The following is an 18,836-nucleotide window of genomic DNA, read 5'->3' as shown; positions in this document are numbered from 1 at the left end:
AGGGCGCGGGCGGCGGTACGGCCGTGTCGGGCGCGGTCCGGTTCAGGCCGATCCGCACCCAGCTCATGCCGTACCGGCATCAACAGATGCTTGACGGTTGCTTCCGCCGCCCCCAAGGGCGGGCGATGGTGGGCGGCTAGCCCAGGCTCTGCCAGGCCTGGCGGGTCGCCGCGGCGAAGGCCAGCCCCAGGCCCAGGCAGACCAGCGAACTGACCACCCAGAAGCGCGTGCCGTTGTACCCCGGTCGGAACAGCGCCAGGCCGAAGCCCATCATGGCGCGCAGCAACAGCAGCGCGGCCATGCCTGGCAGGACCAGGCGGCTGGCAGGCAACGGCGCATGCCAGCCGGCAGCAGCCAGCGCGTACAGCGCCCAGGCAACCAGCAGGGCAGTGATGCCGGCGGTCATCAGCGGCGGCCACCAGTGGCCGGCCTGGGCCAACCGGACCATGCGCGGACCGGCGCCGAAACGCTCGTACCAGGGCGCGCCGAAGGCGATGCAGCCAATGTGCAGCAGGGCCGCGATGGCACTGCCGGCGGCCGCGATCAGCAGCCAGGGGAATCCGTCCATGTCCTGCCCACGCAGAGAAGCTGCGCGGATGGTGGGCGAGGACCCAGATGCGGGCAATGCGACAAGCGGTCGCAGGTGCGCGCGGGCCTGCAGAATGCGCAAATGAAAAGCCCGGGCATCTGCATGCCCGGGCTCGCTCATCCACGCATGGCGTGGATCTACTTCACTTCCGCGTCGGCCGGGGTGAAGCGCGGCATTGCCGCAGCGGCGCCTTCCTTCTCGGTTGAACGACCGGCGAACTGGTTGGCGAAGCGCACGTGGCGGGCGAACGGGGCGTCGGCCACCTGTGCCAGCGACGCGGCCAGCGCACCGTTGAAGGCGTCGCCGGCACCGGTGGTGTCGATCGCCTGCACCTGCTCGGCACCCACGCGGTAGTACGGCTGGGTATCACCGCGCAGGTTCTCGTCGGCATGCGACACGAACACGCCCACCGAACCCAGGGTGACCACCACGGTGCCGTTGCCGACCAGCTTGCGGCACAGCGCATGCAGGCTGGCGCCATCCAGCGCGGCGACGTCGTTGGCATCCACGCGCTCACCCACATGGCGGCCGAGCAGGGCGGCGAACTCAGTCTCGTTCGGAGTGATCACGTCGGCCAGCTTGAGCAGGCCGATGGTGGAGGGGGCATCGGCCGGTGCGGTGTTGAGCACGGTGGTGACGCCGGCCTCGCGGGCGGTGGCCAGTGCCGCTTCGATGGTCTGCACCGGTGATTCCAGCTGCACCAGCACCACCTTGGCGCCGGTCAGCAGCGCCTGCTGCTGTTGCAGGAAGTCGGTGCTGAGCGCGGCGTTGGCACCCGGGCCGATCACGATGGTGTTGCGGCCACGGGCATCCACATAGATGCCGGCGGTGCCGGTCGGCTCGCTGCTGGCCTCGGCGATCAGGCCGAAGCCATCCTGCGCGGCCAGTTCGCGCGCGGTGGCGCCACCGGCGTCGTCGCCCAGCGCACACACGAAGTGGGTGTCGGCACCGGCGCGGCAGGCCGCCACGGCCTGGTTGAAGCCCTTGCCACCGGGGCCGGTGCTGTAACGGCCGGCAATGGTCGCACCCGGTGCCGGCAGCGACTCGCACCGCCACACGTGATCGACATTGAAGGAACCGACGACAACGACACTGCTGCTCATAGGGAATCTTTTCTCAACCAAGGGTTCAACTGAAGTGCGTCAGCACGCCGGCGATGGTCGCCGTCATGAAGGTGGCAATGGTACCGCCCAGCACCGCGCGCAGGCCGAACTTGGCCAGATCGTGGCGACGTTCCGGGGCCAGGCCGCCGATGCCGCCGATCTGGATGGCGATCGAGCTGAAGTTGGCAAAGCCGCACAGTGCGTAGGTGGCGATCAAGCGACCTTCGTTGGACAGGGTGACGCCGGCCACCTGGCCGTTCACGATCTGCGACAGCTCGGTGTAGGCGACGAACTCGTTGATCACGACCTTCTGGCCGATCAGCGAACCGACGGTGGTGGCATCGGCCCACGGCGTGCCGATCACCCAGGCGATCGGGGCCAGCACGTAGCCGAAGATGGTGGACAGGTTGGTCGGCTTGCCGATCATCGTGGCCAGGCCGGTCACTTCGCCGAACCAGGTCAGCGGAGCATTCAGCAGGGCGATCAGGGCGATGAAGGCCAGCAGCATCGCACCGATGTTCAGCGCCAGCTTCAGGCCGTCACCGGCGCCGGCCGCGGCCGCGTCGATGATGTTGCTGGAGGTCTTCTCCACTTCCATCTTGACCGTGCCGCGGGTGAGCGGGGTGCCGGTTTCCGGAATCAGCAGCTTGGCCACGACCAGGGTGGCCGGCGCAGCCATGATGCTGGCTGCGAGCAGGTGCTTGGCGTAGAAGGCCTGCTGCACCGGATCGCCGCCGCCGAGCATGCCCACGTAGGCCGCCAGCACGCCACCGGCGATGTGTGCCATGCCGCCGATCATCATGGTCAGCAGTTCGGACTGGGTCATCTTGGCGATGTACGGGCGCACGGTCAGCGGTGCTTCGGTCTGGCCGATGAACACGCTGGCGCAGACGCTGGTGGTTTCCGCACCGGAGACGCGCATCACCTTGGTGATCGCCCACGCCATCACGCGCACGATCGCCTGCATGACGTTGAGGTGGTACATCACGCCCATCAGCGCGGAGAAGAAGATGATGGTCGGCAGCACCTGGAAGGCGAAGATGAAGCCGTAGTTCTGGGTGTCCATCAGCGAGCCGAAGATGAACTTCGAGCCTTCGTTGACGAAGCTCAGCACCTTGACGAAGCCGTGGCCCAGCGCGTCGAACACGTCGCGCCCGCCCGGTACCAGGATCACCAGCGCCGCAAAGGCGATCTGCAGGGTGATACCGGTAGCAACCAGCTTCCAGTCAACCGCACGCTTGTTATTGGAAAACAACCAGGTGATGCCGATCAGCACCGCCAACCCGAACAGGCCGAAGCCGATCCTGCCCAAACCTTCGACCATGTGAGTGACTCCCCTAGGGCGTCGCGAAAAACGGGAAGCCTAGTGCAGGGCCGGGGCGGGGGCAAGGAAAAGCAGCGTGCGCGCGCCCATCGGTACCGATCAGGCCAGCAACGGCAAGGGCTTGCGGCCGGTGGCGGCAGGTAGAATGGGGATCGATCCCGGCCCGGATGCGGGCCCGCAGCAGGAGATTTGCATGCACTACCGTCGCCTGGGCTCCACCGGCCTGCCGATTTCCGCCCTGTCCTTCGGCGCCTGGGTGACCTTCGGCGATCAGGTTCCGCGCAATGAGGCCCGCAACCTGGTGGCCGCCGCCTGGGATCATGGCGTCAACTTCTTCGACAACGCCGAAGGTTATGCCAACGGCCGTGCCGAACAGGTCATGGGTGACGTGATCACCGATCTGCGGCTGCCGCGCGACGGTTTCTGCGTGTCCAGCAAGGTGTTCTTCGGCAGCGCCAAGGACCCGCGGCCGACCCAGCGCGGGCTGTCGCGCAAGCACGTGACCGACGCCTGCCACGCCGCGCTCAAGCGCCTGCGGGTGGAGTACCTGGACCTTTATTACTGCCACCGCCCGGATCCGGACGCGCCGATCGCCGAGACCGTGCATGCCATGGATACCCTGGTGCGCCAGGGCAAGATCCTTTACTGGGGTACCTCGGAATGGTCGGCGGCACAGATCCAGCAGGCGCTGGACATTGCCGAGGCGCACAACCTGCAGGGCCCCTCGATGGAGCAGCCGCAGTACAACCTGCTGCACCGCGAGCGGGTCGAGGTCGAGTACGCGCCGCTGTATGCCCGCGCCGGGCTGGGCACCACCATCTTTTCGCCGCTGGCCTCGGGCCTGCTCACCGGCAAGTACGACCAGGGCATCCCGGCCGATGCACGGCTGGGGCGCGAAGGCATGGAGTGGTTGCAGGACCTGGTGCTGGGGGCCGACGCCGAGGCCCGCCTGGCTCAGGTACGCCGTTTCAGCGAGGTGGCACGCGTGCTGGGGCAGGTCCCGGCCACGCTGGCCATCGCCTGGTGCCTGCGCAACCCGAATGTCTCCAGTGTGATCCTCGGCGCCAGCCGGGTCAGCCAGCTGCTGCAGAACCTGCAGGCGCTGGATGTGGTGGAGAAGGTTGATGCGGCGGGCTGGGCCGAGGTCGAAGCCGTCTTCGCCTGAACCCCGGGGCCTCGGTCGGGCCGGCTTGGCCGAGGGAACGGGAACAGGCAGGAACGGGAACGGTAGAGTCGACTGTTGGTCGACTGCTTCGAATAGCCGACTGCTTCGAGCATCAGCAGTCGACTGACAGTCGACTCTACACACCTGCGTCACCATTTGATTGACGGAATCTATCGAATTTCAGAATTCGATCATTAATCTCATCAATCAAATTGAGAATGGTTGTTGATTGTCAACTGAGAATCATTATCATTTAAATCGTCCCTCGCACGAGTCCAGATGCTCATGAATGCTCAACCTGTACTGCTGCGCCCCGAAACGCTGACCCTCCGCGATCGTCCGGTCCGCGTCGTTCCGCCGGAAGAGGTCATCGACAGCGAAGCCCTGCTCAAGGGCCGTCGTGAAATCCTGATCCAGCACGGCGACCGCTTCTATCGCCTGCGGCACACCAGCAACGACAAGCTGATCCTGACCAAGTAATCGCGGCCTGGTCGCCTGCCTCCCTCCCTCCTGCCGGCTGCGCCGACAGGGTGGGCGACCCGTCCGCTCCCGCTCTCTCCCCCTCGGTCTACCGCGTGCACCTTCCGGGTGTGCCGGTAACCGGGGGTTCCCCTGCCTGACCGAACGAACCCGATGACTCGCCATACCGCCCTTTGCCTTGCTGTCTGGATGGCGCTGCCGCTGTCCGCCCACGCTGCTGCCACTGCCGCACCCGACGCGCGCGAATTCGATCGGGTGCAGGTCACCGCCACCCGCACCGAGCGGGCCGTGAGCGACGTGGCGGCCACCGTGGACGTCATCGACCGTGAGCAGATGGACCGGCACCTGGTGCAGGACATCAAGGATCTGCTGCGCTACGAGCCGGGCCTGTCGGTCAGCCGCAGTGCGGCGCGCTTCGGCCTGGGCAGCATCCGTATCCGTGGCCTGGACGGCAACCGCGTGCGGGTGCAGACCGATGGCATCGCGATGCCGACCAGCTTCAACATCGGCTCGTTCTCCAATGCCAACCGCAACTTCACCGATCTGGACACGCTCAAGCGCGTGGAGATCGTGCGTGGCCCGGCCAGCTCGCTGTACGGGTCCGATGCGCTGGGCGGCGTGGTCGCCTTCGTCACCAAGGATCCGGCCGATTACCTGAAGGATGGCAAGGACAGCTACGTCGGCCTGAAGTTCGGCTACGACGGTGAATGGAAGGGCCTGCTCGGCGGTGTCACCACGGCGTTCGGCGGCGACCACTGGAGCGGCATGGTCAACATCAACCATCGCCAGGGCCAGGAAACCGACAACAAGGGTGATGTGCGCAGCAACGACAACACCCGCACCGCCCCCAATCCGCAGGACCGCGACGGTCGCAGCGGCCTGGCCAAGCTGGTGTATGCGCCGAGCGAGGACCAGCGCTTCCGCCTGACCGTGGAAGGCAACGAAGACAAGACCGAGACCAACGTGCTGTCTTCGATCGACCGCACCACCACCACCGGCATGAAGGCGCGCGACAAGCAGAACCGCGCCCGCGTGTCGTTCGCGCACGAAATGGATGCGCTGGACAAGGGCTTCGCCGACAGCCTGCACTGGCAGCTGTATACCCAGCACAGCGAAACCACCCAGGTCACCGATGAGGACCGTGCCAACCGCAGCCGCCGCCACCGCGAGTTCAATTTCGACCAGCGCGTGTATGGCCTGCAGGCGCAGTTCAACAAGGCCTTCAACACCGGCAGCGTCGAGCACGCACTGACCTATGGCTTCGAGGGTACGCGCACCGAGATCCGCCAGAAGCGCGATGGTTTCCAGGTACTGGCCAACGGCCAGACCAGCACCACCATCCTGCCCGATGCGTTCCCGGTACGCGATTTCCCGATCAGCAAGACCACCGAGCTGGGACTGTACGCACAGGATGAAATGCGCATGGCCGGCGGCAAGCTGTCGCTGGTGCCGGGCGTGCGCGTGGACCGCTACGAGCTGAAGCCGGAGGTGGACAACATCTTCGCCGAGGACAATCCCGGCGTGCCGGTGGCGAAGCTGACCAAGACCAGCGTCTCCCCCAAGCTCGGCATGGTCTATCGCTTCGCCGACCAATGGTCGTTGTTCGCCGGTTACTCGCACGGCTTCCGCTCGCCGCCGTACAACGACGTCAATCTCGGCTTCACCAACTTCGCCTTCGGCTACACGGCCATTCCCAATCCGGACCTGAAGCCGGAAACCAGTGATGGCATGGAACTGGGCCTGCGCTTCCTGTCGCCGGCTGCCTACGTCAGCGTCAGCGGCTACTACAACGAGTACAAGGACTTCATCGAGTCGCAGTCGCTGGTCGGCACCAATGCGCAGGGCCTGATGGTGTTCCAGTCGCGCAACATCGCCGACGCCCGCATCTACGGCGCTGAACTGAAAGCCGGTGTCGACTTCGGCCAGATCAGCCCGACCCTGCAGGGCTGGGCACTGCGCAGTTCCGTGGCCTGGTCGCGCGGCGACAACAAGACCGAGGACACCCCGCTGGATTCGGTCGACCCGCTGCGCGGCACCGTCGGCCTGATGTACGACACCGATGCCTGGGGTGTCGAACTGGCCGGCACCTTCGTCAAGCGCAAGGACCGCGTCGCCTCGGCCACGGCGTTCCGCCCGGCCGGCTATGGCGTGGCCGACCTGATGGCACATTGGAACTTCGCCCCTGGTGCGACCTTCAACGTAGGCGTGTTCAACCTGGGCGACAAACGCTACATCGATTGGTCCAACGTGGGTTCGACGCTGTCGCCGACCAGCCGCGTGCTGGATCGCTACACCAGCCCGGGCCGCACCTTCTCCGCCAGCCTTGCCGTTTCCTGGTGACCTCATGAGCCGAGCACTGTCCGCACGCAGGAATGACTCCATCGCCGCGCCACACCGCGCGGCGTGGCCGACCCCGGCACAGCTGGCCACGCTTGGCACCGTGTTGTGTCTCTACCACGCCGACGGCAACGAGCTGGGCGGCTGGCGCCAGGCGGTGCGCGTGCATGCCTGCCAGGGCGTGGACAGCGAGGGCCTGCGCGAAAGCCTGTGCTTCCTTGACGGCCGTGGCCGCTGCGTGTGGCGCCTGTACCTGCTGCCGGACAGCGATTTCCTGGCCTGGGACCGGTTGGTGGCGGCGTTGCCGCCGGGCCCGCAGCACGACAGCGACGGCAGTGTCGGCGAACGCCTCTGGCGGCGCCTGGCCGGTCATCTCGGCGGCCAGCGCTGGCGCCTGTGTGCGCTGCGCCTGCATGCCGCCGATGATGGCCGCACCCTGGCGGCCAGCCTGTCGACGCTGTCGTCGCTGGGCGCGGCCACCGCACGCCGCATCGCCCGCCTGGAAGGCGCCGAGGGCGAGCTGGCCATCGACGACTGCTGCTGTGCCGACGCCGCGCGCCGGCCGGCACCACGGATTCCCGGCGACCTGCCGCTGATCCGCCTCTGATCCTTTTCTGATGGAACGCCCGACGGCCACGGATGGCCTCTCAACGAACCTGCAACCCCGAAGGAAGACCCCGATGAAGTTCCAGACAGCCAGCGTCCTGCTGTTGCTCGCCGCCAGCGGCGTGGCCAGCGCGCAGCCCTCCGACATCGCCCGCGACCATGACAGCATCCTGGCCATGCAGGGCGAGTACACCGTGGATTTCGCCTTCGACGAAACCGTGCTGCTGAAGCCGGGCTACGAGCGCGCGCCGGCGATGCGCAGCGGCGGCAACGAAGTGGTCATCGTGGTGGAGGACACCCCGAAGCGCATCGTGCTGCAGCACCTGCTGCTGGACGAGAAGAGCGGTCACATCACCAAGCACTGGCGCCAGGATTGGGTGTACGAAGCGCCGAACCGCTTCGAGTTCAGCGCCGACCAGACCTGGCAGGTACGCACGATTCCGGCGGCCATCAACCAGGGCGCGTGGACCCAGTGCGTCTACGAGGTGAGCGACGCGCCGCGCTACTGCGGCACCGGCACCTGGACCTACGACAACAACGTGCCGACCTGGACCAGCGACATCAGCTGGCGCCCGTTGCCGCGCCGCGAATACACCAAGCGCAGCGACTACAACGCGCTGGCCGTGGTCAACCGCCACACGCTCACCCCGAACGGCTGGACGCACGAGCAGTTCAACACCAAGGTGCAGCGCAACGCCGATGGCAGCCAGGTGGAGATCGCGCGCGAGTTCGGCTTCAACGATTACGTGAAGACCACCGAGGTGGACTTCACCCCGGCGCGCAACTACTGGAAGGCCACCGCCGGCTACTGGGCCAAGGTGCGCCAGCGCTGGGACGGCTTCCTCGGCCGGGCCCCGGGCGTGCACCTGAAGACCAAGATCGACGGCATGGCGATGATCATCCCGATGTTCACCCAGGCCGAAGAGATCCAGGCCGGCAAGAAGGTGAAGGACGCGCAGATCGACGAAGTGTTCGCCAAGTACGTGGAAAAGGCGCCGAAGGAAGGTTGATTGGCACTGCATCCACACCATGCGTGGATGCAGTCATTCCTTGAACATCAGAAACGCCGCCGCCACGATCAACCCGAACGCGGCGTAGTGGTTCCACTTCAGCGGCTGGCCCAGATAGAACGCGGAGAACACCGCGAACACCAGCAGCGTGATCACCTCCTGCATGCCCTTCAGCTGCGGCGCCGAGTACACCGCGCTGCCCAGCCGGTTGCCCGGCACCTGCAGGCAGTACTCGAAGAAGGCGATGCCCCAGCTGACCAGGATCACCGTCATCAACGGCGCGCTCTTGTACTTCAGGTGCCCGTACCAGGCGAAGGTCATGAAGATGTTGCTGCCGAGCAGCAGCAACACCGGGTACAGATAGGCGGCGAACGACGTGCCGGGCATCCGGGTGATCTCGTGGGATTGGGGCGCGCAGCATAGCGCTGGCGCCCCCCGGTGCGTGTCACGGCCGCGTCAGGCCTCGCGCAGGGCCAGCGCCGGCGAGGTGTGCAGGATGCGCCGGGTGCCCCACCAGCCGGCCAGCAGGCTCAACCCGATGCCGACCACGCCGCCCAGCAGCAGGCCTGGCCAGGGTGGCAGCAACGGCAGCTCGAACACCTTCTGCGAGACCGCCACGCCGATGGCCGCGGCCGCACCCACCGCAAGCAACGCGGCCAGCGTGCCCAGTGCGCCAAACTCGACCAGGACCGCACCGCGCAGCTGGCGCCGGGTCGCGCCCAGCGTGCGCAGCACCGCGCTGTCGTAACGGCGTTCGCCTGCGGTGGCCTGCAGCGCGGCCAGCAGCACCAGCACACCAGCCAGCAGGCTGAACACCATCACCAGCTGCACCGCCTGTGCCACCCGTTCCATCACATCGCGCACCTGCGAGATCACCGCGTCCACGTCCAGCAGCGACAGGTTGGGCTGCGCGCGTACCAGCTCGCCCAGTCCGGCTGCCTTGCCGGCCGGCAGGTGGAACGCCGACAGCAGGTTGTGCGGGGTGTCGCCCACCGCATTCGGGTTCAACAGCACGAAGAAATTGGGCCGGAAGGTGTTCCAGTCCGCCTTGCGCACGCTGGTGACGGTGAATTCGCGCTCCTGCTCGCCCACCGCAATGGTGATGCGGTCGCTCGGATGCACGCCGTAGCGTTTGGCCCAGCCGATCTCCACCGAGGCTTCCGGTGCGGTGCTGTCGGCTTTCCAGAACGAGCCATTGACCAGCGTATTGGCCGGCGGGAAGGTGCTGCGCCAGCTGAAATTCAGTGGCCGGTCCTCGTCATCGTCTTCGCGCTGGCCGCCCTGCGCCGGTTGCCCGTCCTGTCCGGGCTCGCGGTCCACCCGCAGGGGCGGCTTGCCGTTGATGGCGATCAGGCGCCCGGTGGCCATCGGTTCGATGCTGGCGTCATTGGCACCCAGCCCGCGCAGCGTTGCCAGCACGCTGTCGCGCTGTTCGGGCTGGATGTTGATCAGGAAGTAGTTCGGCGTGTCTGCCGGCAGCCGCTCGCGCCACTGCTGAAGCAGGCCGGGGCCGGTCACCGCCAGCAGCAACAGCGCGCACAGCGACAGCGACAGCCCGACCAGCTGCATCACCGCCAGCAGCCGGCGCCGGGTCAGTGCGGCCAGGCCCAGTCGCCAGTTGCCATGCAGGCGATGCTGCAGGCCGCGCATCAACTGCAGCAGCACGAAGCCGACCACACCGGCCGCCAGCGCCAGCGCGGCCAGGCCACCCAGCACCCACAGCGCCAGCTTGAGGTCACCGGTGACCTGCACCGCCAGCAACAGGCTCACCCCCAGCGCGGCCACATAGGCCAGCAGCGAGGCCGGCGGCAGGGCGGCGAAGGAACGGTTGAGCACCCGCATCGGCGGCACCCCGCGCAGGCGCAGCAGCGGGGGCAGGCCGAAGCCGAACAGCAGCAACAGCCCGATGCCGGCACCGGTCAGCGCAGGCATTGCCTCGGGCAGCGGCAGGCGCTGCGGCACCAGGCTGCCCAGCACCTGTACCAGCCCTTCCTGCGCGGCCATGCCCAGGCCGATGCCAAGCGCACAGGCCGGTACCGCCAGCATCAGCAGCTGCAGTGCCAGGCCAAGCAGGATGTCGCGCTGGCGCGCACCGAGGCAGCGCAGAATCGCCACTTGGTCGATGCGGCGCAGGGCGAAGCGGTTGGCCGCCAATGCGGTGGCCACGCCCGCCAGCAGCACCGCCAGCAGCGCGCTCAGGCCGAGGAAGCGGCCGGCCAGATCGAAGGCCTGGCGTACGCCGCGCTGGGTGTCATCCACGCTCAGCAGGCGCAGGCCCTTCACCTGTGGCAGCAGCCACTCACGCAGGGAAGCGACCTGTCCTGCCGGTCCTGCAAACATCAGCCGGTAGTTGATGCGGCTGCCTGGGCCAAGCAGTCCCGTGCCTTCCACATCGGCGCGGTTGACCAGCAGGGTGGGGGAGAGCGTCAGCAGGTCGCCATCGGTATCCGGTTCGGCCTCGATGATGCCGGTGATGCGCAGCGTGCCGGCGCCGAACTCGAGATCATCGCCGGCCTTCAAGCCCAGCCCCTGCAGCAGGCGCGGGTCGGCATAGGCCTGGCCCTTGGGCGGCATGCCGGCGTTGGCGATCAGCGCGCCACCGGGCGTGGCCCGTACCCGCAGCGTGCCGCGCAGCGGATAGCCGGCCTGCACCGCCTTGATGCTGGCCATCTGGCTGGCATCGCCGTTGAACAGCACGCTGCCGAAACTGGTGATGCGGGTGTAGGCCAGTCCACGCCGTTGTGCCTCGTCGGCGAATGCCTGGGACGGATCATCGCGCCCGGCAATGCCGAGGTCGCCGCCAAGCATCTCCGCCGCGCTACCGGTCAGCGCCAGGTTGACCCGGTTCACGAGCGTGCCGACCGCAGTCATCACCGCGACGCCCAGCACCAGCGCAGCAAACACGGTGAGCAGGTCGCCGGCCAGGGCTTCGCGACGCAGCGCGCGCCACGCGTGCCGCAGCAGGTTCATGCCTGGGCCCCATGTTCAACCGGCAGCAGCCGGCCGTCGTCGATGCGATGGATGTACTGGCAGCGCTGGGCCAGGCGCAGGTCGTGGGTGACCAGCACCAGGGTGGTGCCGCTGCCTGCGTTCAACTCGAACAGCAGGTCGCTGATGTGCTGGCCGGTGGCGTGGTCCAGCGAGCCGGTCGGTTCGTCGGCGAACAGGATGCGCGGACGGGTGACGAAGGCACGCGCCAGTGCCACGCGCTGCTGCTCGCCACCGGACAGCTGGCGCGGGTAGTGACGGGCGCGATGGGAGAGGCCGACCTGGGCCAGCACTTCATCGACCCGCGCCCGATCCTCGCGCCCGGCCAGTTCCAGTGGCAACGCGACATTCTCGGCAGCGGTCAGCGCCGGCAGCAGGTGGAAGCTCTGGAACACGAAGCCGACCTCGCGCGCGCGCAGCTGGGCGCGTGCTTCCTCGTCAAGCTGGCCCAGGTCCTGGCCCGCCAGCGCGATATGCCCGCGGCTGGGCAGGTCCAGTCCGGCCAGCAGGCCGAGCAGGGTGGTCTTGCCGGAACCGGAGGCGCCGACGATGGCCACGCTGGTGCCTTCATGGACGGTCAGGGTGATGTTGTCCAGTATGTGGACTTCACCCTCCGGGCCCTGCACGGATTTGCCGACCTGGTCGACGGCGATGGCGACGGGCGCGCTGCGGGGGGACAGGCTGTCGATGAGGAGACTCCAATGCGCAAGACGGGATGGGGCCGGCGAGCCGGCGCGATGATGGTGCTGCTGCTAGCGTTCCTGCTGTTGCCGGGGCTGGCCTGTGCCAAAGGTCCGGCCGGCACCGTGCTGGTGCTCGGCGACAGTCTCAGTGCTGCCCACAATATCCCCGCCGACGCCGGCTGGGTCAGCCTGCTGCAGCAGCGGGTCAGGCAGCAGTCGAAAACCCCGGCGCGCATCGTCAATGCCAGCATGAGCGGGGAGACCACTGCCGGCGCGTTGACGCGCCTGCCCGGGTTGCTGGCAAAAGAGAAGCCGACGGTGGTGGTGATCGCGTTGGGCGGCAACGACGCACTGCGCGGGCTGACCCCGGCCCAGGTGCAGGGCAACCTGGAGAAAATGGTGCAGGCCAGCCAGAAGGCCGGCGCCAAGGTACTGCTGCTGGGCATCGATGTGCCGCCCAACTACGGGCCCGCCTACCGCCAGCGCCTGGCTGCGGCGTACAAGGCTCTGGCCACGCAGTACAGGGTGCCGCTGCTGCCCTTCCTGCTGGAGGGCGTGGCGCTGCAGCCGGGCATGATGCAGGCTGACGGCCTGCATCCCACCGCACAGGCGCAGCCGAAGGTTCTCGACAATGTCTGGCCGCTGCTCAGGCCACTGCTCTGAACCGTTTGATTTCCTCTTGACGGAACTTCACATCACGTCCACCGTCGATCCGGCATGTTTCACAAAGCTGAAGTTAGAGGGAATCACATGCGTCAGACGAAGGAGACCTCCGGCTTGGTGCTGGTGGTCGAAGACAACCGCAACATCTCCGAGATGATCGGGGAATACCTGGAAGGTCGCGGCTTCGAAGTCGACTATGCACAGGACGGCCTGGATGGCTACCGCCTTGCAGCGGAAAACAGCTATGACGTCGTGGTGCTCGACTTGATGCTGCCGCGCCTGGATGGCATCGAAGTGTGCCGTCGCCTGCGCAACGATGCGCGCAAGTCCACGCCGGTGCTGATGCTTACGGCACGCGACACGCTGGACGACAAGCTCACCGGCCTGGGTTTCGGTGCCGATGACTACCTGACCAAGCCGTTTGCGATCCAGGAGCTGGAAGCCCGCCTGCGCGCGCTGATCCGTCGCGAACGTCGCCAGGTCGGTTCGGAAGTGCTGAAGGTGGCCGACCTGGTGCTCGACCCGGTCAGCATGCGTGCCACCCGCGCCGGTACCGAGCTGCAGCTTTCGCCGATCGGCCTGCGCCTGCTGACCATCCTGATGCGCGAATCGCCGCGCGTGGTCACCCGCCAGGAGATCGAACGCGAGATCTGGGGCAACGGCCTGCCGGATTCGGACACGCTGCGCAGCCACCTGTACAACCTGCGCAAGATCATCGACAAGCCGTTCGACCGTCCGCTGCTGCACACGGTGCAGAGTGCCGGCTATCGCATTGCCGACATCGCCCAGCCGATGGCCTGAGCAGGACCCGCGCCGGTGCAGCAGCACGCCCGGCCGGGGGATGGCCACGTACGAGGGCAGGGCATGACCGGTCGGCATTGCCGCCGGTCATCGTCCATGCACCCGCACGGCGTGGCGCGCTGCCTATAATCGCAGCGCTCTGACCAGGACCCCGCAATGCCGCACGGCCTGCCGCGCAAGATCCGTATCGCCTTCATCCTGCAGGCAGTGCTGGCCAGCCTGGGCATTCTGCTGGGCGCGTGGCTGGTGTCGCTGGTGATCAAGCACAGTCTGGTGGGCGCGGCCCTGCGCGAGGAGGCGGCGTACTACTGGACGCTGCACGAGGCGTCGCCGGTGCAGCCACCGCCCAATACCCAGAACATCCGCGGCTATCTGCTGGAAAGCGGGCAGTCGGCACTGTCGTTGCCGGCCAACCTGCGCAATCTGGAGCCCGGCTTCCACGAACTGCCCAAGGACGACCAGCTGGTACTGGTCGATGTACGCCCGGCCGGTCGCCTGTACCTGGTGTTCCTGCGCTCACGCGCGGAGATGCTCGCGTTCTGGTTCGGCATCGTGCCAGTGCTGTTGACCCTGCTGGCGGTGTATGGCGCCAGCTGGGTGACCTACCGCGCGTCCAAGCGTCTGGTGTCGCCTGTGAACTGGCTGGCACGGCGCGTCTCGCGCTGGGACCCGGGCCACCCCGAGGCGGCTGACCTGGAGCCGAACAAGCTGCCCGCCGACATGCAGGGTGAGACCCGGCAGCTGGCGGCCGCGCTGCATTCACTGGCCAACCGGGTCAGCGCGCACGTCGCGCGCGAGCGCAACTTCACCCGTGATGCCAGCCATGAACTACGCACGCCGCTGACCGTCATCCGGGTTGCCAGCGACATGGCGCTGGGCGATGAGACCCTGCAGCCGCGCCTGCGCCGCAGCCTGCAGCGCATCCAGCGGGCTGGCCGCGACATGGAAGCGGTGATCGATGCGTTCCTGATCCTGGCCCGTGAGGCCGACGTCGAACCGCAGATCGAGCTGTTCGACGTCAACGACATCGTCCGCTATGAGGTGGACAACGCCAACGAACTGCTGGCGTCGCGTCCGCTGTCGGTGCATCTGCACAGCGATGGCCCGGTACAGCTGCATGCACCGCCACGGGTGCTGCAGGTGGTGGTCAGCAACCTGGTGCGTAACGCCTGCAGCTACACAGACGAAGGGCGCATCGACGTGCATGTGCACAATGACCGGGTGGTGGTGCGGGATACCGGCATCGGCATGTCCGCCGAAGCGCTGGCGCGGGCGTTCGAGCCGTTCTACCGTGCTGAGCCGAGCCGCCCGCAGGGCACCGGCCTGGGCCTGTCGATCGTGCGCCGCCTGTGCGACCGCTTCGGCTGGAAGGTCAGCCTGGCCAGCGAGCCGGGCCAGGGTACTGAGGCGACCGTCATCTTCCGCTGACACGGCGATCTGCCGGGACGATTCTGCTCTGGTGGAGGCCGACCTTGGTCGGCGCTTTCAATGGGATGCACGCGGATGCCGCATGCCAACCGAGGTTGGCATCCACCGGAATGCGTGCGCATGGCACCCGCCGGCACAGTCCTTCCTCAGCCGCAGTTGACCTTCGGCGCCACCGCCCTGGTCCAGATCGCATAGCCGGCCGGGGTCATGTGCAGCATGTCCTCGCGGAACAGCTTCGCATCCGGCTGGCCGTCGGCACCCAGCATCGGCGTGTAGATGTCGGTGAAACCGGTATTGGGCAGCTTGGCCAGGGCAGCCTTGATCAGTGTGTTGGCCTCGTTGATCGCCGGCAGCAGGTGCGCACGCGACGGGCTCGGCTTGATCGACAGGTACTCCACCTTGGTCTTCGGCAGGTCGCGATGCACGCGCTGCACGAAGGCGACCACGTCGTCACGCACCTGCACGGCGCTGCGGCCGCTGTTGAGGTCGTTGTCGCCGGCATAGAAGAACACCTTGCACGGCGCATACGGCACGACGATGCGGTCCGCGTACCAGGTGCTGTCTCGTACTTCCGAACCGCCGAAGCCGCGGTTGAACACCGGCTGGCCGGGGAAGTCGGTGGCCAGGCTCTCCCAGTAGCGGATGGAGGAGCTGCCGATGAACTCGATGCCACCGCGCGGCGGCGGGTTGGCCTGGTCAGCACTAGCGAAGCGGGCCATGTCGCCGGCCCAGGCCACGTTGGAAACCTGCTCGGGCACGCGCGGTGGCCTGGTCGGGCCCAGGGCCTGGGCCAGCGGCGCGGCAGCCAGCAGGCCCAGCATCAGCAGGCAGGTACGGCGATGGGACATCAGGCGCTCCAGCGGGGAAGGGGGAACCATCATAGGAGCAGCGGCAGGCCCGGTGCTTGCCGCTGACAGGCCATTCGCCCGGGCTGCGGGGGGTATGGCTGGCGGCCTTGTGGCAAAATGGCGCCCATCTGCCTATCCCTGTGCACCCATGATTCCCTGCCGTGCGTCTGAGCGGTCGCTGCGCCGCGCCCCTGTTGCTGGATGTTCCTCCCGTGGCTGACCAGTTCGGCCACCTGCCTCGCGGCCCGCGCCGCATCTTCCAGGCCGCCCGCTGGTCCTGGCAGGGCCTGCGCGCCGCCTGGCTGCACGAATCCTCGTTCCGGCTGGAGGTCTACCTGCTGATCCTGCTGACCCCGGTCGCGATCTGGCTGGGCCAGACCCCGGTGGAACGGGCACTGCTGATCGGCTCGATGCTGCTGGTGCTGGCGATGGAACTGGCCAACTCGGCCATCGAGGCGGTGATCGAGCGCTACGGCAGCGAGATCCATGAACTGGCCGGCCGCGCCAAGGACATGGGCTCGGCGGCGGTCTTCGTGCTGATGATGAACGTGCTTCTGTGCTGGGCGCTGGTCGTGGTCCCGCACGCCATGGCCGGCAATTACGGCTGAACCCTCATTCCCCCACTGCCCTGAAGAGTTTCCATGTCCTTTGAGTTCCTCGCCGACCCCAACGCCTGGGTGACCCTGTTCACCCTCAGCGCGCTGGAAATCGTGCTCGGCATCGACAACCTGGTGTTCATTTCCATCGCCGTCAGCAAGCTGCCGGAAGAGCGCCGCCCGTTCGCACGCAAGCTCGGTATCGCGGTGGCGTGCATCACCCGCATCGCGCTGCTGGTGTCGCTGGCCTATCTGGCACACATGTCGGCCAACCTGTTCACCGTGGCCGGTATGGGCATCTCCATCCGCGATCTGGTGCTGATCATTGGCGGCCTGTTCCTGATCATCAAGGGCTACATGGAGATCAAGGAGCTGATCACCGGTGGCGAAGACGAGAATCCGGCCACCAGCAAGGCGTCGGGCGTGTTCGGCATGGTCATTCTGCAGATCGCCATCATCGACATCGTGTTCTCGCTGGACTCGGTGATCACCGCCGTCGGCATCGCCGACCACATCCCGGTGATGGTCGCTGCCATCCTGCTGTCGGTGCTGGTGATGCTGCTGGCCGCCAATCCGCTGGGCCGCTTCATTGATGCCAACCCGACCGTGAAGATGCTGGCGTTGGCCTTCATCCTGCTGATCGGCGCGGTGCTGATCCTGGATGGCCTGGACGTGCACGTGCCCAAGCCCTACATCTACGCCGCGATGGGCTTCTCGGTGCTGGTGGAATGGCTGAACCTGCTGATGCGCCGCCGCGCACGCGAACATCACGTGCCGGGTGCCGGCGACTGGTAAGCGTTTGACTTCGAACCCCCGGCGCTGCCGGGGGTTCTTCGTTCTGCCTTGTAGAGCCGAGCCCATGCTCGGCTGCTTTTGCCGCGGTGTACGGCAGCCGAGCGTGGGCTCGGCTCTACAGGGATGGGGGCAGCGACCACTTGTGAACCCGGATCAACAGTGTTTTCCCGGTGCGAGGCTTAATCGCCCGCGGCAAAGCGCGCAGGCTACGCACCTGCCCGTTTCCGCCCCCAGGAACCCCCATGAACTCCCGAGCCGCCCTGCTGGCCCTTGCCGTCGGCGCCTTCGCCATCGGCACCACTGAATTCGCCCCGATGGGCCTGCTGCCGGTCATCGCCGACGGCGTGGGCGTCGGCATTCCTACCGCGGGCATGCTGATCACCGCCTATGCCGTCGGCGTGATGCTCGGCGCGCCGGTGATGACCCTGCTGATGGGCCGTTTCGGCAAGCGCACCGCGCTGATGCTGCTCATGTCGATCTTCGTGGTGGGCAACCTGCTGTCCGCGTTGGCGCCGAACTACGGCCTGCTGCTGCTGTCGCGGCTGGTCACCAGTCTCAACCACGGTGCCTTCTTTGGCATTGGTGCGGTGGTTGCCGCCAGCCTGGTGCCGAAGGACAAGCAGGCTGCTGCCGTGGCCACCATGTTCATGGGCCTGACCATCGCCAACATTGGCGGCGTGCCGTTGGCCACCTGGGTTGGCCAGCAGCTGGGCTGGCGCCTGTCTTTCGCTGGCACCGCGGTGCTGGGCGTGGTGGCGATCACCGCGTTGGGCCTGGCCCTGCCGGCATCGGCACCGGGACCGCGCCCGGACGTGCGCCGCGAGATGAAGGCGATACTGCAGCCGCAGGTGCTGCTGGCGATGGCCACCACCGTGCTTGGCGCGGGTGCGATGTTCACCCTCTACACCTATGTGGCGCCGGTGCTGACCGAGTTGACCGGTGCCTCCAACACCTTCATTGCGCTGGCGCTGGCGCTGATCGGTATCGGCTTCACCTTCGGCAACGGCATCGGTGGACGCATGGCCGACTGGTCGCTGGACGGTGCCACCCGCATCCTGCTTGCCGTCCTGGCCATCCTTATGTTCGTGCTGCCGCTGGCCTTCATGAGCCATGCGACTGCCGCCCTTGGCGTGTTGCTGTTCGGTGCGGCGACGTTCGCCATCGTGCCGCCGCTGCAGATCCGGGTGATGGAAGCGGCCAGCGAGGCGCCGGGGCTGGCGTCGTCGATCAACGTCGGTGCGTTCAACCTGGGCAATGCGCTGGGGGCTGCGCTGGGCGGGGCGGTGATCAGCCTGGGCCTGGGCTATGCGGCCATTCCGGTGGCGGGTGGCCTGCTGGCGGCGGCGGGATTGCTGCTGGCATGGCTGGGTCGGACGCGCGCTGCGGTGGCCGAGGCTTGCTGAGGGGGGGGGATTCCGGC

The 18,836-nt window shown here is 67.2% G+C and carries 18 protein-coding genes; 11 read left to right on the top strand and 7 right to left on the bottom strand.

Annotated features, from left to right (window positions below; genetic code table 11):
* Window positions 1–136: 136 nt before the first annotated feature.
* From D7Y61_RS04475 to D7Y61_RS04465, 3 genes are all read right to left on the bottom strand, one after another.
* Window positions 137–568, bottom strand: a complete 432-nt coding sequence (locus D7Y61_RS04475) for a hypothetical protein (RefSeq protein ID WP_180865271.1) — start codon at window positions 566–568, stop codon at window positions 137–139.
* A 158-nt stretch (window positions 569–726) separates the two neighbouring features.
* Window positions 727–1,692, bottom strand: a complete 966-nt coding sequence (locus D7Y61_RS04470; RefSeq protein ID WP_180865270.1) for a ribokinase — start codon at window positions 1,690–1,692, stop codon at window positions 727–729.
* 25 nt (window positions 1,693–1,717) lie between these two features.
* Entirely contained in the window at window positions 1,718–3,016 is a 1,299-nt protein-coding gene (locus D7Y61_RS04465; protein ID WP_180865269.1) for a NupC/NupG family nucleoside CNT transporter, read from the bottom strand.
* Between the two features lie 193 nt (window positions 3,017–3,209).
* On the opposite strand from D7Y61_RS04465, the gene D7Y61_RS04460 reads away from it, so the two are divergent.
* The 5 genes from D7Y61_RS04460 to D7Y61_RS04440 all read left to right on the top strand — a co-directional run bounded on the left by D7Y61_RS04460 (window position 3,210) and on the right by D7Y61_RS04440 (window position 8,614).
* Window positions 3,210–4,181, top strand: a complete 972-nt coding sequence (locus D7Y61_RS04460; protein ID WP_180865425.1) for an aldo/keto reductase — start codon at window positions 3,210–3,212, stop codon at window positions 4,179–4,181.
* 285 nt (window positions 4,182–4,466) lie between these two features.
* Window positions 4,467–4,661 (top strand): hemin uptake protein HemP, encoded by a 195-nt coding sequence (gene hemP, locus D7Y61_RS04455; RefSeq protein ID WP_005412278.1) that lies wholly within the window; start codon window positions 4,467–4,469, stop codon window positions 4,659–4,661.
* A 153-nt stretch (window positions 4,662–4,814) separates the two neighbouring features.
* Entirely contained in the window at window positions 4,815–7,001 is a 2,187-nt protein-coding gene (locus D7Y61_RS04450) for a TonB-dependent hemoglobin/transferrin/lactoferrin family receptor (protein WP_430543694.1), read from the top strand.
* Between the two features lie 4 nt (window positions 7,002–7,005).
* On the top strand, window positions 7,006–7,605 hold the full coding sequence (locus D7Y61_RS04445) for a Hemin transport protein (protein WP_106550134.1): 600 nt from the start codon (window positions 7,006–7,008) through the stop codon (window positions 7,603–7,605).
* Window positions 7,606–7,678: 73 nt separating this feature from the next.
* A complete protein-coding gene (locus D7Y61_RS04440; RefSeq protein WP_180865268.1) occupies window positions 7,679–8,614 on the top strand; it encodes a DUF6607 family protein in 936 nt (311 codons plus the stop codon).
* Window positions 8,615–8,647: 33 nt separating this feature from the next.
* Here the strand turns inward: D7Y61_RS04440 and D7Y61_RS04435 are convergent, their stop codons facing one another.
* From D7Y61_RS04435 to D7Y61_RS04425, 3 genes are all read right to left on the bottom strand, one after another.
* Window positions 8,648–9,001, bottom strand: coding sequence for a DMT family protein (locus D7Y61_RS04435; protein ID WP_106550131.1), 354 nt, complete (start codon window positions 8,999–9,001; stop codon window positions 8,648–8,650).
* Between the two features lie 69 nt (window positions 9,002–9,070).
* A complete protein-coding gene (locus tag D7Y61_RS04430; RefSeq protein WP_180865267.1) occupies window positions 9,071–11,584 on the bottom strand; it encodes an ABC transporter permease in 2,514 nt (837 codons plus the stop codon).
* Window positions 11,581–12,228, bottom strand: coding sequence for an ABC transporter ATP-binding protein (locus D7Y61_RS04425; protein WP_106550129.1), 648 nt, complete (start codon window positions 12,226–12,228; stop codon window positions 11,581–11,583). Before D7Y61_RS04425 ends, D7Y61_RS04430 begins: the two co-directional genes overlap by 4 nt.
* 75 nt (window positions 12,229–12,303) lie before the next feature.
* Here D7Y61_RS04425 and D7Y61_RS04420 point away from each other — a divergent pair, with 75 nt between their 5' ends.
* The 3 genes from D7Y61_RS04420 to D7Y61_RS04410 all read left to right on the top strand — a co-directional run bounded on the left by D7Y61_RS04420 (window position 12,304) and on the right by D7Y61_RS04410 (window position 15,177).
* The gene (locus D7Y61_RS04420; RefSeq protein WP_180865266.1) at window positions 12,304–12,948 is read left to right on the top strand and encodes an arylesterase; all 645 of its coding nucleotides are present in this window, start codon (window positions 12,304–12,306) and stop codon (window positions 12,946–12,948) included.
* Window positions 12,949–13,035: 87 nt separating this feature from the next.
* Window positions 13,036–13,749 carry a response regulator transcription factor gene (locus D7Y61_RS04415; RefSeq protein ID WP_002811889.1) on the top strand — a complete coding sequence of 238 codons (714 nt, stop codon included), beginning with the start codon at window positions 13,036–13,038 and terminating at the stop codon, window positions 13,747–13,749.
* Between the two features lie 156 nt (window positions 13,750–13,905).
* Window positions 13,906–15,177: a sensor histidine kinase gene (locus D7Y61_RS04410; RefSeq protein WP_180865265.1), complete on the top strand. Its 1,272-nt coding sequence runs from the start codon at window positions 13,906–13,908 to the stop codon at window positions 15,175–15,177.
* 146 nt (window positions 15,178–15,323) lie between these two features.
* Here the strand turns inward: D7Y61_RS04410 and D7Y61_RS04405 are convergent, their stop codons facing one another.
* Window positions 15,324–16,025 (bottom strand): SGNH/GDSL hydrolase family protein, encoded by a 702-nt coding sequence (locus D7Y61_RS04405; protein ID WP_180865264.1) that lies wholly within the window; start codon window positions 16,023–16,025, stop codon window positions 15,324–15,326.
* 212 nt (window positions 16,026–16,237) lie between these two features.
* Here D7Y61_RS04405 and D7Y61_RS04400 point away from each other — a divergent pair, with 212 nt between their 5' ends.
* The 3 genes from D7Y61_RS04400 to D7Y61_RS04390 all read left to right on the top strand — a co-directional run bounded on the left by D7Y61_RS04400 (window position 16,238) and on the right by D7Y61_RS04390 (window position 18,819).
* Complete coding sequence (locus tag D7Y61_RS04400; RefSeq protein ID WP_049435654.1) at window positions 16,238–16,633, top strand: diacylglycerol kinase; 396 nt, start codon at window positions 16,238–16,240, stop codon at window positions 16,631–16,633.
* 33 nt (window positions 16,634–16,666) lie between these two features.
* Window positions 16,667–17,416 carry a TerC family protein gene (locus tag D7Y61_RS04395; RefSeq protein WP_180865263.1) on the top strand — a complete coding sequence of 250 codons (750 nt, stop codon included), beginning with the start codon at window positions 16,667–16,669 and terminating at the stop codon, window positions 17,414–17,416.
* Window positions 17,417–17,658: 242 nt separating this feature from the next.
* On the top strand, window positions 17,659–18,819 hold the full coding sequence (locus tag D7Y61_RS04390; RefSeq protein ID WP_180865262.1) for an MFS transporter: 1,161 nt from the start codon (window positions 17,659–17,661) through the stop codon (window positions 18,817–18,819).
* Window positions 18,820–18,836: the final 17 nt, after the last annotated feature.

The organism is Stenotrophomonas maltophilia (genome assembly GCF_013464485.1).
GTDB classification, from domain to species: Bacteria; Pseudomonadota; Gammaproteobacteria; order Xanthomonadales; family Xanthomonadaceae; genus Stenotrophomonas; species Stenotrophomonas maltophilia_AW.
This window is presented reverse-complemented; position numbering and strand designations above follow the sequence as displayed.